The organism is Mesorhizobium sp. M5C.F.Ca.IN.020.29.1.1 (genome assembly GCF_003997375.1).
In the GTDB taxonomy this organism is placed as follows: Bacteria; Pseudomonadota; Alphaproteobacteria; order Rhizobiales; family Rhizobiaceae; genus Mesorhizobium; species Mesorhizobium wenxiniae.
Genome location: NZ_RZSW01000098.1, coordinates 1 through 14,832 on the forward strand (window position 1 = coordinate 1; position 14,832 = coordinate 14,832).

Consider the following 14,832-nt stretch of genomic DNA (forward strand, 5'->3'; position numbering starts at 1 on the left):
ATCGTATATGATATAGGATTGCATTGAGCGAAGCATCGTGTTAGCCAGTGATCCTGTCAAGAGGCAAAGATGCAGGCCATGAACTTAAGCAATGCCCGAGAAGCCGACCCCGCTAGCGGACGCATCCAGCGATCCAACAGCCTAGTCGAGGACGTGTATGACGCGATCTTCGCGCAACTCATGTCACTGAAGATCGCGCCTGGCTCACGGATCACCGTCGACAGTCTGGTCAAGGAACTCGATGTATCCCACACGCCAATCCGTGAAGCGCTTGGCCGCCTCGAAGGCGAAGGCCTTGTGCTGAAGACACATTTGATCGGCTACCGCGCCGCGCCGCAGATAACCAAGCGCCGATTTGACGAACTTTATGAGCTTCGCCTGCTGCTCGAGCCGCATGGGGCGGCCAAAGCAGCCGCATTGATGGATGAGGCGAAACTTGCGGTGCTTCAAGAATCCGCAGGGGGCATGGCGCGCCGCGAAGGCAAGGATGAACGCCTGCGTTACTCAAACTTCGCGCGGCAGGACGCCATTTTCCACGACAGGATCATGGAATTTGCCAACAATGATCTCGTGCGCGAGACTCTCGCATTCCAGCACACGCACTTCCACATCTTCCGCCTGATGTTCCATTCACGCGTTACCGAGGAAGCGCTCGACGAGCATGAGGCCATCCTGGCCGCCTTCGCTGCCTCCGATCCCGCTGCGGCGGAACAGGCAATGCGCCGTCATATCGAGCATTCTCGTGATCGTTTGCTGCTAGCGTTCGATTGAGACTGTCACGATGTCCGTCACCGTCCACATCGGGAGCGCCGCCGTCAAGCTGGATGCATCGTTGATAATGCAGGTAAACGCCCGGGACATCCCGGGTTCCCTTTTCTGAGACCCGCGCCGCCGGGCGAGTGCAATGCCCGCCCGACTTCCATTCACAAAACGAGGAACCGACCATGCCAGGCAAGAAAATACTGATGTTGACCGGTGAGTTTACCGAAGAATACGAGATCTTCGTCTATCAGCAGGCGATGGAGGCCGTCGGCCACATCGTCCACGTTGTCTGCCCTGACAAGAACGCTGGAGACCTGATCAAGACGTCGCTTCACGATTTCGAAGGTGACCAAACCTACACCGAAAAACCCGGCCACTATGCTTTGCTGAACAAAACCTTTTCGGAGGCGGAAAAACAGCTCGACCAGTATCATGCCGTGTATTGCGCGGGCGGTCGTGGCCCCGAGTACATCCGCATCGATAAGCGCGTGCAGGCGATAGTCCGCCATTTCCACGAAAACAAGAAGCCGATCTTTACGATCTGCCATGGCGTCCAGATCCTGATCGCGGTCGACGGCGTCGTGCGTGGGAAGAAAGTAGGTGCGCTGGCTGCCTGCGAGCCGGAAGTGACCCTCGCCGGCGGAACCTATATCGACCTGTCCCCGACTGAGGCCTATGTCGACGGAACGATGGTCTCGGCAAAGGGCTGGACCGCACTTGCCGCGTTCATCCGCGAGTGCCTGAAGGTGCTGGGAACGGAAATCCGCCACAACTGAGTCAATCGGCCCGATGCATCCCAGACGGGATGCGTCGTGATTGCCAGGTCTGTCGCTGCAGGCACGGCTCCACAGGCCTGAGATGCGTCACGGCTGCGTCGGCCGCGTCGCCGCCGCCAGCGTGTCGATGTCGTCGTAGAGCGCCTGGCTGTGATAGTAGAGCTTGTCGAAAACGGGTTGGGTGCGCCTGTAGGTCTCGGCCCATCTGGGGTCCGGCAGGATTTCGGCGCCGTAGCTCACGAAGCTCTCGGCCGCCTGTTCGACGCGCGAGAAGCGGCCGGTCGCCTTCGCGGCCATCGCGGCACAGCCGACAATGCCGCATTCGGGCTCCCGCGGAACCAGAATCGGAATGTTGAAGGCACTTGCCTTGATCTTCAGCCAGAGTTCGGTGCGCGCCCCGCCACCCGCGGCGATAACGCGCTCCAGCGGCTTGTTTGACGCGCGTTCCATGATGCGGATGTGACGCGTCATGGCAAAGGCGATGCCTTCCAGGATCGAGCGGTGCAGATGTTCCATGCCATGCCCGGCGCCCAATCCGAAGAACTGCGCGCGGGCGTTGCGATGGCGCCCCAGGCGCTCGCCGGTGAGAAAGGGCATGAAGAGCAATGCGTCGCAACCGGCGGGTGCCTCGGCGGCGCAGGCGACGATCTCGTCATAGGACAGCGCGTTGCTGTGGAAGGCGCGGCGTGCCCAGCGCATGCCGTCGCCACCGGTCTCCAGCAGCACGAATTGCGCCCAGTTGCCTTCGATCGTCGCAACGTTCGAGATTTCCGGGTCAAGCAGCGGCTTCTCTGCGATCGCCGTGATGATCGCGCCCGTGCCGGTGCTGTCGGAACCCATTCCCGGCCGACAAGCGCCTGAGCCGAGCAGTGCAACCGGATAGTCGGCGCCGCCGACCAGCACGGGGGTGCCTGACCGCAGGCCGGTCTCACGCGCCGCCTGTTCGGTGACGTGGCCGACGACATCCAGCGGGTTGCGAATTGGCGGCAACTTGGCGGCATCCAGACCCATGCGCTCGATCATCACCGGCGACCAGTCGAGCCGCTCTGGGTTCATCAGGAAGCTGCAGGACCCATCGCCAGTATCCATGGCAATCTCGCCGGTCAGCCGGTAGTTGATGTAATCCTTCGGCATGATGGCGACTGCGCTGCGGGCGTATGCGGCGGGATCGTTGTCTCGGACCCATTGCAGTTTGAAACCCGGCCATGCGGGGGTCGGCGTGTTGCCGCTTTCGGGCAGGTAGCTGTCCGGCTCATTCGCTTCCTCGAAGCGACGTACGAGATCGATGGTGCGCTTGTCGTTCCAGAGCGGCGCCGTCTCGCGCGTCAGCGCTCCGTGCGCATCGAGCAGGACCAGCCCGTGCATCTGCCCGCAGACGCAGATGGCGGAGATGCGTTCGCGGGCGCCATGGAGGCGGTCCAGCACCATCTTGACGCTCGCTCGCGCACCCTCCCACCAATCGACCGGCCGCTGTTCGGCCCGGCCGAACTCCGGCACGATCTGGTCGTGCTCTCGCGACGCAAGTTCGAGGATATTGCCGGTGACATCGATCAGAGCGGCGCGGACGCTGCCGGTGCCGACGTCGATGGCAAGGAAAAGCTCGCCGCTCATTTCGGCAGATTCCTGAGATGGGCAAGCATGTGATCCTCTGTCTATCGGTCAGAGCAAGCGCGGCGTGACGAGAATGCGTTCCATGGCATTAGCCTTTCGCCGCTTCGATGGCGATGCGCGAAATCTTTTCGAAATCCGGCCCCGACACCGGGATCGCGATGTCGAAGACCTCTGCGATCACCTGCGTCCAACCATGCAGGAAATATGTCCAACCGTCCTCGATCTGCAACTGCTGTCGGGCCTGCTGCCGCCTTGCCTGGTCAAGGAAGATCAGGTCACCGCGATAGTTGAGATCCCAGGCAATGCCGCGCTGGGGGAACACGCCGTCATCAGTGATCGGCGAGCCTGCGGCGTCCTTGCCAAGTCCGGTCGCGTTGATCACCAGCGAGCCTGGTTTCAGCGCCGCCAACGTCTCATCATTGATCTCGGGTCTGTCTGCCAGGACATACTCGATCTCGACCGTCGACATCATCTCTCCGTGGATACGCTCGATTTCGTCGAGGCGCGGCTGCGAACGGTTGGTGACAACGATGCGCGAAGGTACGTCGGCGCCACGTTCCTTGCGCATCAGGTGCCAGGTGATCGCAATCGTCGATCCGCCGGCGCCCATGGACAGGACTTCCGCGCCGGTGTCTGCGAAGTATCCCGCCGGGACGAAACCATCTATCGCAAGGCCCGAAGAGATCGGATCCTTGGCATGGCAGATGAGTTTGCCGCCCCGCTTCGACAGGCAGCTGGTCTCGTGCATCAGGCGAGCGTGCGGATCGATCACGTCGAACAGGTCGCGCGCTGCGTTGAAGAGATCGATCTTGTGCGTGGTGACGAGCGCGCCAAGCGACAGCGGGTCGGAGTTTATGAAGGAGACGACCTCACGGTAGGCCTCCGGATCGGCATGAAGCGGAAAGTCGATGCCCTTGAGAACCGCATCCTTCAGCCCGAGGTGGCGCGCCCATGCAGGGAAAACCCGCATGATCGAACTGCTCGTCGTCGTGACACCGATAAAATAGAGTGTCGGCCGGGTAGCCGGCCGATAGCGGCTCATTTGCCGATCTCCCGGATTTCCCTCGCGCGCAGCACAGCCGCAGCAGTGCGAAGTGAAGCAGCGATCTCGAAGGGAGCCTTCATGCCGGCACCGTGCGGGATTGTTGCCCATAGAGGGCGGAGATCAGCTTCGCGTCACGCGGTCGCCAATCCGGGTTGTCGACTTCCTTCCAGCCTCCATCGTCGGCGACCACGCGCGAGCGCATGCCTCCCGATTTTGCGATGATCTCGTAGTCCTGCCCTGAATCGGCCGGATAGCAGAACAGCATCACCAGATCGTCTTCCCCGACATTGATCGAGCGGTGGATCCAGAAAGGGGGGACGTAACAGACGGTCTGCGCATCGACGGACAGGATCCGGATTTCGCCCTCCGGCGATTCCATCAGCATGAGGCCGTGCCCCTTCTGGCCATGGTAGTTCTCGGGCCGGTCGGCCTGGTTGTGGATGTGACCGCGTGTCATGAAATACTCGTCGCCGACTTTTCCGGGCGCCATGCGCGTGACGCCGAAAATCAGATCGCCCGACTGCTCGGTCGGTCGGAACTCGGAGACCTCGTAGACGATGCGCTCGCCCCACGTCGCGCGCATTGCTTCGAAGGCAGCGGGGTCCGCGTAGAGCCCGTCCAGATCGCAGAAGCGTTTTTGGTAGCTGCCGGTCGCATTTCCCATCGCACCAGTCGACAGATCGACCTTGCATCCAATGGGCTCAAACAATCTTGTCAAAGGACTACCTCATATCGCGTTACTGTTGGCATCGGCGCTGATCTGGACTGCACCTCCTGCTTTTCGACAAGAACCACACTTGCTTTGCAGGGTACGATTTGCTCTCCCTATGCAGACCAGCTTGGAGGTTGCTGGATTATGGCAGATTTCGACTACGAAGCACACGACAGTGAATTGGGCGTTGTCGTCATGCCGCCCCCGCTTTCTTAAGCAATCCGAGAGAACCGCCTTGCTTCTCCAAGTCGCCTTCGACAAGCCTGAACACCTGGCCCTGCTCCGGCAGATGAAGGCGTTCGCCGACATTATCGAGATCGGCACGCCGTTGCTGAAACGCTTTGGCCTCTCTGCCATTACCACGGCGCGCGAACTCTGCCCTGAAATCATGGTGTTGGCTGATACCAAGACCGTCGATGGCGGCCAGCTCGAGGCTGATATGGTATTCGGCGCCGGTGCCGCGTTCATGACGGTCCTGTCGTGTGCTTCGTCCGCCACCCACGAAGCAATAGGAAAACGTGCCGCCGCCTTCGGCGCGACGGTCATCGTCGATACCATCACCGAGTCGGGCGAGGCAGAATTGCTTCCCTTGAATGCTGTCTTCCCCGAAAGCTTCGGCTATGTCGCGGTCCACTCGCCAACAGATGCGCGGCTGGCGGGCAACACCTCCACGTCACATATCGACGCCGTGAGAAAGATGCACGATCGCGGCTTCCTGGTTTCGCTCGCCGGCGGGATCGGCCCCGACACGCTGGAGGCGGTGATCGCAGTCGAACCCGAAATCCTCGTGGTTGGCAGTGCCATTACAGAATCCGCAAGCCCGAAAGAGGTAGCACGATGGATTCGCGACAGATTGCCCAATCCAGGCCGTGGCTGGCCGTGGGACAGGAGATAACCGACCTTCTTGGCCGGATCGACGTCGACGCATTTGCAAGGCTGGTGCAGGCGTTCGATGATCCCGGTCAGCGATGGTTCTTTTCCGGGCAGGGGCGTTCCGGCCTTGTCGCGCAGATGGGCGCGATGCGCTTCATGCACCTTGGCCGAACGGTGCATTTCGTCAGTGAGGTATCGGCGCCGTCGATCCGCAAGGGCGATGCGCTGCTGATCATCTCCGGCTCTGGAGAGACACCGGTCAGTACAGGCTTTGCCCGCATCGCCAAGGCGGAAAGCGCCAAGATCGTTACGCTGACGCATAAGCCAGCGGGGACCTTGGCCGGCATTGCCGACGTCACGCTGCATATACCCATCGAGGAATCGAAACAGTTTGGCGGCAGCCTGTTCGAGCAATCCTGCTTCATCCTGCTCGACAGCGTTGTGTTCGGCTTGGCGCAGCAGATACCAGACGCGCACAAGCTGATGTTGTCCCGCCACACCAACTTGCAGTGACGCCCGTGCCGACGGTGCGAGCACCGGTGACGGGATTGTCGACCGGGTGGGATTTTCTCAGGCAAGATCGAGCGGTCTCCTGGCGGCGCCGCGCTCAAACCGCTGCGCGCTTTAGGGCGATATGCCTCAGCCCGGAAGCCCCGAGGTAGCTCATCTTCCGTTACGGCATGGCACTGGACTCGCTGTGTGATGCCGATATTGTACTTGAGGAGCGTTGGTGCCGTGCTCTGGCGGCGGCAACCGACGGAGATACCGGCAGCTGGTTCGCAGGAACAAGTCCCGGTCAATATGGGAGGAAGTCTGATGAGAATTGGGGCCTTTTTGGCCGGCTTTTCGGCCTTTTCTGCGCTTGTTGGCGCACCTGCCTTCGCGCAGGACAAGCCGTTTGCGGGAGTTACCGTGAACGTTATTACGCAGACCGGTGCGATTCAGGAGCCTCTACAGAGGCGCGCGCCCGAGTTCGAAGCGCTCACCGGCGCCAAGATCAATGTCATCGCGGTGCCCTTCTCGGATCTTTATCAAAAGATCCTCACCGACTGGGCGAGCGGCACCAACTCGGTCGACGCCGGCGTGTTCGCCCCGCAATGGATGGTCGACTACATCGCCGGCGGCTACCTCGATGACCTGACGCCGCGGGTCGAGGCCGACAAGGACATCCAGCAGGAGGATGTGGGCGCGTTCTTCCGGGACTTCTCCGAGAAGTACAGCGGCAAGACCTACATGATCACGCTCGATGGCGATTTCCATATGATGTACTACCGCAAGGACGTGCTGGAAGCGGCCGGCCTGGCAGTGCCGAAAACCTGGGACGAGTATCTCGAAGTCGCCAAGGCAACGCATGGCAAGGATATGAGCGGCGATGGCACGCCGGATTTCGGCTCGTGCATCGCCAAGAAGCGCAACGCGCAGAGCTACTGGTTCGTCACCGATGTGGTCGGCTCGATGACCCAGTCCAAGGGAACCAGCCAGGGCACCTTCTTCAACACCAAGGACATGACGCCGCTCGTCAACAACGACGCCTTCCGCAAGGCGCTCGACTTCCTGTCTGAATCGACCAAATACGGCCCGCCGGACGAGCTAAACCTCGATGTCAGCGACACAAGGCCGCTCTTCGCTTCCGGCCGCTGCGCTCTGAACCTCGACTGGGGTGATGTAGGCACGATCTCGATCGACCCTGCCCAGTCCAAGGTGATGGGCAAATGGGGCGCGGCGATCATGCCTGGATCCAGGGAGGTCCTGAACTGGGACACCGGCAAGCTAGAGGCCTGCACGGCCGAAAACTGCCCGCACGCGATCGACGGCGTGAACCATGCACCATTCGCCGCCTTTGGCGGCTGGGGCGGCGGCATCAACGCGGCGGCCGATCCAAAGGTAAAGGACGCCGCCTACGCCTACTTTTCGTTCATGACGCAGCCGGCACAGTCGAACGCCGACGTGACCGTCGGCGGCACCGGCTTCAACCCGTATCGCACCTCGCAGCTAAGCTACAGCGACCTTTGGAAGAAGGCCGGCATGAGCGAGGAGGAGGCAAAAGTGTACCTGGGCGCGATCAACAGCAGCATGAGCAGCCCGAACATGATCCTCGACCTGCGCATCCCACAAAATCAGAAGTATCAGCAGGTCGTGCTGGACGAGGCGGTCTCGCGCTTCCTCGCCGGCGAAATCGATAAGGAAGCGACAGTCGCCGCGGTCGAGGAAGGCTGGAATGAGCTGAACGAAGAGATTGGCAAAGACGAGCAGCTCAAACTTTACAAGGCCACCATCGGCGCCAAATAGGCAGCCAAGCAATCGACCCGGCGTGGCATCGGTCCGCGCCGGGTCTTATGCCTGCCCCACTTTCCCGGGTTATGATGACCGCAACCGACACTATGCCAGGAGCTGCCGACCGCCGCAGCTGGGCCGAATGGCTGGACGGTCACTCGGGCCGGATCATGGTGTTGCCAGCCGTCGTCGTGCTCCTCTGCTTCGCGATTTTTCCACTCATCATCTCGGCCTATCTCGCGCTTTCGCGCTTTGCGCTCGCGCCGGGCGGATTTACGCTGAAATTCATCGGACTTGTGAACTTCCGCAAGCTGCTGGTCGGCTCGCAGCAGTATCACCTGCTCGGCAAGTTCGGCACCTTCGGTTTTGTACAATCCGTTTTGCTGGCGTTGATCGCGGCAGGGCTGCTTTTTCTTCTCGCCCGCTATCTCCGGCGTGGCAGGCCGACGATCGCCGGCATGGTTGGTCGCCTTCTCGCGACGGCAACGGCTATGGGCCTGGCGGTACTTGCGCTGGCCATCATGGCGCCGGGCGGCGTGCCGGGGACCGTCGTCAACACGCTTCTCTACGTGTTCGTCGGCGTATCCGTGCAATTCGCACTGGGGCTGGGCCTCGCGCTCCTCTGCGGCCAGCCGATCCGCGGCCGGAATTTCTTTCGTGTCCTCTTCTTCATCCCGCTGATGGTAACCCCGGTCGGCATCGCCTACACGTTTCGCATGCTCGCAGACATGCAGAAGGGGCCCTTCGCCCCGCTCGTGCGCGCTTTCGGCATCAGCGAGTGGTCGTGGGCAACAGAGGCCTGGTCGGCGCGACTCATGGTGTTGGTCGGCGACACCTGGCAGTGGACGCCGTTCATGTTCATCGTGCTGCTGGCGGCCATTGAGAACCAGCCGCGCGATCAGGTCGAGGCGGCGCGGCTCGACGGAGCCAACGGCTTCCAGATTTTTCGCGACATTACCTGGCCAGCGATCGCGCCGATTGCCGCTACCGTCGTGCTGATCCGGCTGATCGAGGCCTTCAAGATCATCGACCTGCCGAACGTGCTCACCGGCGGCGGCCCTGGCCTGGCAACGGAATCGATGACGCTCCATTCCTTCATATCCTGGCGCACCCAGGATCTTGGCGGCTCGGCCGCTGTCGGCTACATGCTCCTGTTCATCTCGACCATCGTATGCGTCTCGTTCTTCAACTTCGTGGTCCGGCCGGCGCGCCGGTTCGAAGCATGAACACCGAGCCCCGCTCACTGGCGCGCCGGCTGTTCGAGCCGGCCTCGATCGACAGCCAGGCGCCGGTCGCCAAGATCGTGACCTATGCGCTGCTGTTCCTGTGGACGCTCGTTGTGGTGGTTCCTCTCTACTGGGTGCTGATCACCTCCTTCAAGGGGCCCGGGGAGGTCGATAACGGGCCGTTCTATCTCCCGTTCGTCGACTTTGCCCCCTCGCTGCAGGCATGGGATTTCATGCTCGTGCAGAATTACACACTGCGCCCTTATATGAATTCCGTCATCGTCGCGGTGGCCAGCACGCTGCTCGCAGTCCTGATCGGCTCGCTGGCGGCCTACGCGCTCGTGCGTATCCGCTTCCAGGTGAAACTCGCCGCCGTTGCAATCTTCCTGATCCTGCTCACCGCAATCATCGTGGCAGTGGCCACTTTCGGCGTGCGGTGGGAGATCGCCATTGCCGTGGCGGCCGCTCTCTTCATCATTGCGCTGTTCACGCTCGTTGGACGCACGAAGCTTGCGGTCGGCAATAACGACATTGAGTTCTGGATGATCTCGAACCGTATCATGCCGCCGATCGTCGCCGTATTGCCGATCTATGTGATGTTCCAGCAGATGCGCCTGCTCGACACGCAGGTGGCGCTGATCGCCACCTACACCGCCATCAACCTGCCGATCGTCGTGTGGCTGACGCGCGATTTCTTCGCCGGCATCCCGCTCGACCTTGAGGAGAGCGCACAGATAGACGGAGCCTCCAAGTTTCGCGTGTTCTTCACCATCGCGCTGCCGCTGGTGCGATCCGGCTTGGTCGCGACTTTCCTGCTGGTACTGATCCTTGCCTGGAACGAGTATCTGCTGGCCCTCTTCCTCTCCAATGCCGATGCGCAGACCATGCCGGTGCTGGTATCGGCACAGAATACGACCCGCGGTCCGCAATGGTGGAACATGTCGGTGTTGATCACCGTGATGATCGCCCCCGTGATCGTCATCTCCACCATCCTGCAGAAGCACATCGCGCGCGGGCTGCTGGTCGGCGCAGTGAAGGGCTAGTCGATATGCGGGTCACCCTGTCCGATATCTACAAATCCTTCGGCGTGGTCGAGGTGGTCAAAGGGCTCGACCTGGAGATCGAGGACGGCGAGTTCCTGGTGCTGCTCGGCCCGTCGGGCTGCGGCAAGACGACGGCGCTGCGCATGGTCGCCGGGCTTGAATCGGTGAGTTCCGGCCGCGTCCTCATCGGCGACCGCGACGTAACCCACGTACTGCCCAAGTATCGCGACGTGGCGATGGTGTTCCAGTCTTACGCGCTCTATCCGCACATGACGGTCGCGGAGAACATCGCATATCCGCTGAAGCTGCGGGGCGTACCACGAACCGAACGCGACGCCTCCGTCCGCAGCGCTGCAGTAAAAGTCCACCTTGAGGAGTTTCTCGACCGCTATCCACGGCAGCTTTCCGGCGGTCAGCGGCAGCGCATCGCGCTCGCCCGCGCCATGGTGCGGCGGCCGAGCGTCTTCCTGATGGACGAGCCGCTCTCCAATCTCGACGCCAAGCTGCGCGGCCACATGCGCTCGGAGCTGAAGCGCCTGCAGGCAGATCTGGGCGTGACGACGATATACGTCACCCACGATCAGATCGAGGCCATGACCTTGGCTCACCGTGTTGCCATCATGAACCGGGGTGTCGTGCAGCAGATCGCGACGCCCCGACAGATCTACGACGATCCGGCGAACCTGTTCGTCGCCGGCTTCATCGGCTCGCCGCCGATGAATTTTCTCCAGGGCGAGCTGGTCCAAGGTGCGTTCGCCTGCGCAGAAGGGCGATTTGCGACCAGCGTTGCCGAAAGCCGGAAAAACGTCACTGCCGGCCTCCGGCCCGAGGATTGCCGGGTCACGGGCGCATCGGAGGGCAAGATCGCGGCGCGGGTCTATGCCGTGGAACTGATGGGCGATCATACCTTGATCACCTGCCAATTCGGTGGGGCCACCGTAACGGTCAAGGCCGATAAATCGGCGCATTACGATATGGATGAGCCGATCGGGATCACATTCCATGACACTGCGGTCTTCCTGTTCGATTCGGAAACCGGCACCCGCATCGGCGGCCGCGGCCGTGGAGAAGCGGCCGCGTGACTCTCGCTAATTCTCCTCCACGAACACCTCTTCGCGCTTCTTCTTGACCGCCGGCAGGAAGACGATGACGAGCACGGCGAGCGCGATGAAGAGCAGGCCGGCGCTGATCGGCCTCGTCACGAAGGTGCTCGGGTCGCCGCGCGCGAGAATCATGGCGCGGCGCAGGTTTTCCTCGAGCAGCGGCCCGAGCACGAAGCCGAGCAGCAGCGGCGCGGGTTCGCAGCGCAGCTTGGTCAGGAGGTAGCCAAGCAAGCCGAAGAAGGCGACGGCGTAGAGGTCGTAGATGTTGGTGTTGACGCTGTAAACGCCGATCGAGCAGAACGCCATGATGATCGGGAAGAGCACGTAATAGGGGATCGTCAGGAGTTTTACCCAAAGCCCGATCAGCGGCAGGTTCAAGATGATCAGCATCAGATTGCCGATCCACATCGAGGCGATGATGCCCCAAAACAGCGCCGGCTGTTCGATCGCGACATTGGGGCCGGGCACGATGCCCTGGATGATCATCGCGCCGATCATCAGCGCCATGACCGGGTTGGCCGGAATGCCGAGCGTCAGCATCGGGATGAAGGAGGTCTGCGCGCCGGCATTGTTGGCCGATTCCGGTCCGGCGACGCCTTCGACGGCGCCCTTACCGAATTCCCCGGGGTTTTTCGATATACGTTTTTCGACCGTGTAGGAGGCAAAGGCTGCAAGGATCGCGCCGCCTCCCGGCAGGATGCCGAGCGCCGAACCGATGGTCGTTCCGCGCACGATGGGCGCGGCCATGCGGCGAAAGTCCTCGCGGGTCGGCATCAGGCCGGAGACACTTCGGATCATCACGGAGCGCTCGTGCTCGTTTTCAAGGTTGCGCAGGATTTCGGCAACGCCGAAGACGCCGACCGCCACCGCGACGAAATTCAGCCCGTCGGCATATTCTCGGATGCCAAGCGTGAAGCGCGGCGTGCCGGTGTAGATGTCGGTGCCGACAATGCCGAGCAGCAGGCCGAGCACTACCATCGCCAGCGCCTTGACGATCGAGCCGTGGGCGAGCGCGACGGACGAGACAAGGCCGACGATCATCAGCGAAAAATATTCGGCTGCGCCGAATTCCAGCGCGATCGCCGTCAGCGGCGGGGCAAAGATGGCGACGAGGAAGGTCGACACCGTGCCGGCGAAGAACGAGCCTATCGCCGCGATGGCGAGCGCCGCCCCGGCGCGACCGTTCTTGGCCATCTGGTAGCCGTCGATTGCGGTGACGGCTGACGAGGATTCGCCGGGCATGTTGATGAGGATGGCGGTGGTCGAGCCGCCATATTGCGCGCCGTAATAGATGCCGGCGAGCATGATCAGGGAGGAGACCGGGTCGCCGATCTGGAAGGTGATCGGCAACAGCATGGCGATGGTGGCGGTGGCACCGATGCCGGGCAGGACGCCGATCAGCGTGCCGAGAAGGACGCCGATCAGGCAGAAGCCGAGGTTTGCCAGCGACGTGGCTGTCGAAAAGCCGAGCGCGAGGTTGTCGAGGAGTTCCATATTCATCTCCTCAAAACTGCAGCCACGGGCCGAAGCGCCGGAACGGCAGGCCGAGCGCGTAACTGAAGACGAGGAACGCAAACAGCGTCAGGCAAGCGGAGAGCACGAGCGCGGTCAGCGGCCTCATGCGACCGCTGGCAAACGATGCGATCAGCGCCGTCAGGAAGATCGAGGGGAGGAAGCCGAGGCTGCGTACGGTCAGGCCGAAGAAGATCGGGGCAGGCAGGATGAACAGCATGCCGCGCCAGGCTATATGCCCGATCGGCTCGCTCTCGAAGCGCACCGCTTCGATGAGGATGACGACGCCAAGCAGGATCAGGACGATTGCCAGCACCAGCGGGAAATAGCCCGGTCCCATCCGGAAGGCAGTGCCGATTTCGAGGTCGAGCGACTGCAGCGCGAAAAATCCACCGAGAAAGATGAACAGCGCGGCGCATATGCCGTTGGTCGTGTCGATTGTGAAAGGTTTCATGACGTCCTCCCAGGCCCGCGCCGCGCGCGCCGGTGCAGTGCGAAAAACGGGGCGCTGGTGGCGCCCCGTTCAAAACCTCAGTCGGCGTACTGGCCGGCGGCTTCGATGATCGGCTTCCAGCGCGCGATCTCGCCTTCCAGCTTGGCCTTTAGCGCGGCCGGAGTCGCGTCTGCTTCGGACGACGGCTTTGTGCCGAGCTCGGCGAAGCGGGCGGCGACATTCTGGTCCTTCAGCGCGACCTGAAGCGACTTCGACAAGCGCTCGGTGACCTCGGCCGGCGTGCCCTTGGGCGCGTAGAGGCCGTGCCAGATGCCGACCTGCACCTCAGGGAGACCGGCTTCCGTCGTTGTCGGGACGTCCGGCAGAACATCGAGGCGTTCAGGCGAGGTGACGGCGTAAGCCTTGATCGTGCCGCCCTGGATCTGCTTGGTGGTATTGGTCGTCTGGTCGCACATGATGTCGACCTGACCGCCGAGAAGATCGGTCATGGCCGGGCCGGTGCCCTTGTAGGGCACGGTGACCAGCGGCGTGCCGATGGCGCTCATGAACAGCATGCCGCACAGATGCGAGGCCGCGCCTATGCCGGCATTGGCGACGGTGACGGTGTCCTTGTTGGCCTTGGCGTAGTCGACCAGCCCCTTCAGATCTGTCGGCTCGAGGTCCTTGCGGCCGACGATGGTCATCGGCACCTCGGTGACGAGGCCGACATATTCGAAGCTGTTCAGCGTGTCGTATGCGAGCTTTCGGTACAGCGTCGCGCTGGTCGCCATGCCGATGTGATGGAGGAGCAGCGTATAGCCGTCCGGCTCGGCGTTCGCGACGCGACCGGCGCCCAGTGTGCCGCCGGCGCCGCCGACATTCTCGACGATGATCTGCTGGCCGAGATCCTTCGACATGGCTTCCGCGACGAGGCGCGTGACCGTGTCGGTCGGGCCGCCGGCCGAAAACGGCACCACAACCGTGATGGTGCGTTCGGGATAGGTTTGCGCGCCCGCGGCGAACGAATACAGCGTAGCGGCGGCGGCCAGAACGGCGGCGAACTTTCTCATCGTGATTTCCTCCCAGGATATGAATTCCCAACCGCCTCCTGGAGTTCTTAACACCGGCTGCGGATGGACCAATAACGAGCGTAACCCAGCGGATTGAAATCGGACTCAAGCCGCAAGCTGCCATTATACACAAGTCCGCGCAAATGGGTGAAAAGGTGGCATCAAGCCGGAGGGCTGCGGAACGCCCAATGCAGCGGCTCAGGACAAATGCTGATCTGCAGTGATCCTTCGCGCCCCCCTCTGTCCTGCCGGACATCTCCCCCACTTGGGCATATGCGCTAAGATAGCTTCGGCATGGACTGAAATTTGCGCTTTCGTGGTGGTTCACGCCATCGATGTCGCAAGGCATGGAGATTTTGGCGCAGGGTTGCCAAGGGAGGTTGAGCAAAGAT

At 62.0% G+C, this 14,832-nt stretch carries 14 protein-coding genes; 8 read left to right on the plus strand and 6 right to left on the minus strand.

What is annotated here, in order from left to right; all coding sequences use genetic code 11:
- Positions 1 to 69 precede the first annotated feature (69 nt).
- On the plus strand, positions 70 to 771 hold the full coding sequence (locus tag EOA85_RS10770) for a GntR family transcriptional regulator (protein ID WP_127209396.1): 702 nt from the start codon (positions 70 to 72) through the stop codon (positions 769 to 771).
- 173 nt (positions 772 to 944) lie between these two features.
- Positions 945 to 1,538, plus strand: coding sequence for a DJ-1/PfpI family protein (locus tag EOA85_RS10775; protein WP_127209397.1), 594 nt, complete (start codon positions 945 to 947; stop codon positions 1,536 to 1,538).
- Positions 1,539 to 1,625: 87 nt separating this feature from the next.
- Here EOA85_RS10775 and EOA85_RS10780 read toward each other — a convergent pair whose 3' ends face one another.
- The 3 genes from EOA85_RS10780 to EOA85_RS10790 form a co-directional block, all read right to left on the minus strand.
- Complete coding sequence (locus tag EOA85_RS10780; RefSeq protein ID WP_127209398.1) at positions 1,626 to 3,149, minus strand: FGGY family carbohydrate kinase; 1,524 nt, start codon at positions 3,147 to 3,149, stop codon at positions 1,626 to 1,628.
- Between the two features lie 88 nt (positions 3,150 to 3,237).
- On the minus strand, positions 3,238 to 4,191 hold the full coding sequence (locus EOA85_RS10785; RefSeq protein WP_127209399.1) for a shikimate dehydrogenase: 954 nt from the start codon (positions 4,189 to 4,191) through the stop codon (positions 3,238 to 3,240).
- Positions 4,192 to 4,270: 79 nt separating this feature from the next.
- On the minus strand, positions 4,271 to 4,912 hold the full coding sequence (locus EOA85_RS10790) for a glucose-6-phosphate isomerase (protein ID WP_127209400.1): 642 nt from the start codon (positions 4,910 to 4,912) through the stop codon (positions 4,271 to 4,273).
- 229 nt (positions 4,913 to 5,141) lie between these two features.
- Between EOA85_RS10790 and EOA85_RS10795 the strand changes: the two genes are divergently transcribed.
- The 6 genes from EOA85_RS10795 to EOA85_RS10820 all read left to right on the plus strand — a co-directional run bounded on the left by EOA85_RS10795 (position 5,142) and on the right by EOA85_RS10820 (position 11,404).
- Positions 5,142 to 5,801: an orotidine 5'-phosphate decarboxylase / HUMPS family protein gene (locus EOA85_RS10795; RefSeq protein ID WP_164759592.1), complete on the plus strand. Its 660-nt coding sequence runs from the start codon at positions 5,142 to 5,144 to the stop codon at positions 5,799 to 5,801.
- Complete coding sequence (locus EOA85_RS10800) at positions 5,786 to 6,292, plus strand: SIS domain-containing protein (RefSeq protein WP_164759593.1); 507 nt, start codon at positions 5,786 to 5,788, stop codon at positions 6,290 to 6,292. The genes EOA85_RS10795 and EOA85_RS10800 overlap by 16 nt, the downstream gene beginning before the upstream one ends.
- Before the next feature lie 303 nt (positions 6,293 to 6,595).
- Entirely contained in the window at positions 6,596 to 8,068 is a 1,473-nt protein-coding gene (locus EOA85_RS10805; protein WP_127209403.1) for an extracellular solute-binding protein, read from the plus strand.
- A gap of 92 nt (positions 8,069 to 8,160) precedes the next feature.
- Positions 8,161 to 9,279, plus strand: a complete 1,119-nt coding sequence (locus EOA85_RS10810) for a sugar ABC transporter permease (protein WP_164759594.1) — start codon at positions 8,161 to 8,163, stop codon at positions 9,277 to 9,279.
- Positions 9,276 to 10,322, plus strand: a complete 1,047-nt coding sequence (locus EOA85_RS10815; RefSeq protein ID WP_127209405.1) for a carbohydrate ABC transporter permease — start codon at positions 9,276 to 9,278, stop codon at positions 10,320 to 10,322. Before EOA85_RS10810 ends, EOA85_RS10815 begins: the two co-directional genes overlap by 4 nt.
- Positions 10,323 to 10,327: 5 nt before the next feature.
- The gene (locus EOA85_RS10820) at positions 10,328 to 11,404 is read left to right on the plus strand and encodes an ABC transporter ATP-binding protein (protein ID WP_127209406.1); all 1,077 of its coding nucleotides are present in this window, start codon (positions 10,328 to 10,330) and stop codon (positions 11,402 to 11,404) included.
- A 6-nt stretch (positions 11,405 to 11,410) separates the two neighbouring features.
- Here EOA85_RS10820 and EOA85_RS10825 read toward each other — a convergent pair whose 3' ends face one another.
- From EOA85_RS10825 to EOA85_RS10835, 3 genes are all read right to left on the minus strand, one after another.
- Entirely contained in the window at positions 11,411 to 12,919 is a 1,509-nt protein-coding gene (locus tag EOA85_RS10825; RefSeq protein WP_127209407.1) for a tripartite tricarboxylate transporter permease, read from the minus strand.
- 10 nt (positions 12,920 to 12,929) lie between these two features.
- Positions 12,930 to 13,391 (minus strand): tripartite tricarboxylate transporter TctB family protein, encoded by a 462-nt coding sequence (locus EOA85_RS10830; protein ID WP_127209408.1) that lies wholly within the window; start codon positions 13,389 to 13,391, stop codon positions 12,930 to 12,932.
- Between the two features lie 77 nt (positions 13,392 to 13,468).
- Entirely contained in the window at positions 13,469 to 14,440 is a 972-nt protein-coding gene (locus EOA85_RS10835; protein ID WP_127209409.1) for a tripartite tricarboxylate transporter substrate-binding protein, read from the minus strand.
- Positions 14,441 to 14,832: the final 392 nt, after the last annotated feature.

Excerpts from the sequence above, each read along its gene's own strand:
- EOA85_RS10770 (WP_127209396.1), top strand. The coding sequence starts at position 70 with ATGCAGGCCATGAACTTAAGCAATGCCCGAGAAGCCGACCCCGCTAGC.
- EOA85_RS10775 (WP_127209397.1), top strand. The coding sequence starts at position 945 with ATGCCAGGCAAGAAAATACTGATGTTGACCGGTGAGTTTACCGAAGAA.
- EOA85_RS10780 (WP_127209398.1), bottom strand. The coding sequence starts at position 3,149 with ATGAGCGGCGAGCTTTTCCTTGCCATCGACGTCGGCACCGGCAGCGTC.
- EOA85_RS10785 (WP_127209399.1), bottom strand. The coding sequence starts at position 4,191 with ATGAGCCGCTATCGGCCGGCTACCCGGCCGACACTCTATTTTATCGGT.
- EOA85_RS10805 (WP_127209403.1), top strand. The coding sequence starts at position 6,596 with ATGAGAATTGGGGCCTTTTTGGCCGGCTTTTCGGCCTTTTCTGCGCTT.
- EOA85_RS10810 (WP_164759594.1), top strand. The coding sequence starts at position 8,161 with ATGCCAGGAGCTGCCGACCGCCGCAGCTGGGCCGAATGGCTGGACGGT.
- EOA85_RS10815 (WP_127209405.1), top strand. The coding sequence starts at position 9,276 with ATGAACACCGAGCCCCGCTCACTGGCGCGCCGGCTGTTCGAGCCGGCC.
- EOA85_RS10820 (WP_127209406.1), top strand. The coding sequence starts at position 10,328 with ATGCGGGTCACCCTGTCCGATATCTACAAATCCTTCGGCGTGGTCGAG.
- EOA85_RS10825 (WP_127209407.1), bottom strand. The coding sequence starts at position 12,919 with ATGGAACTCCTCGACAACCTCGCGCTCGGCTTTTCGACAGCCACGTCG.
- EOA85_RS10830 (WP_127209408.1), bottom strand. The coding sequence starts at position 13,391 with ATGAAACCTTTCACAATCGACACGACCAACGGCATATGCGCCGCGCTG.
- EOA85_RS10835 (WP_127209409.1), bottom strand. The coding sequence starts at position 14,440 with ATGAGAAAGTTCGCCGCCGTTCTGGCCGCCGCCGCTACGCTGTATTCG.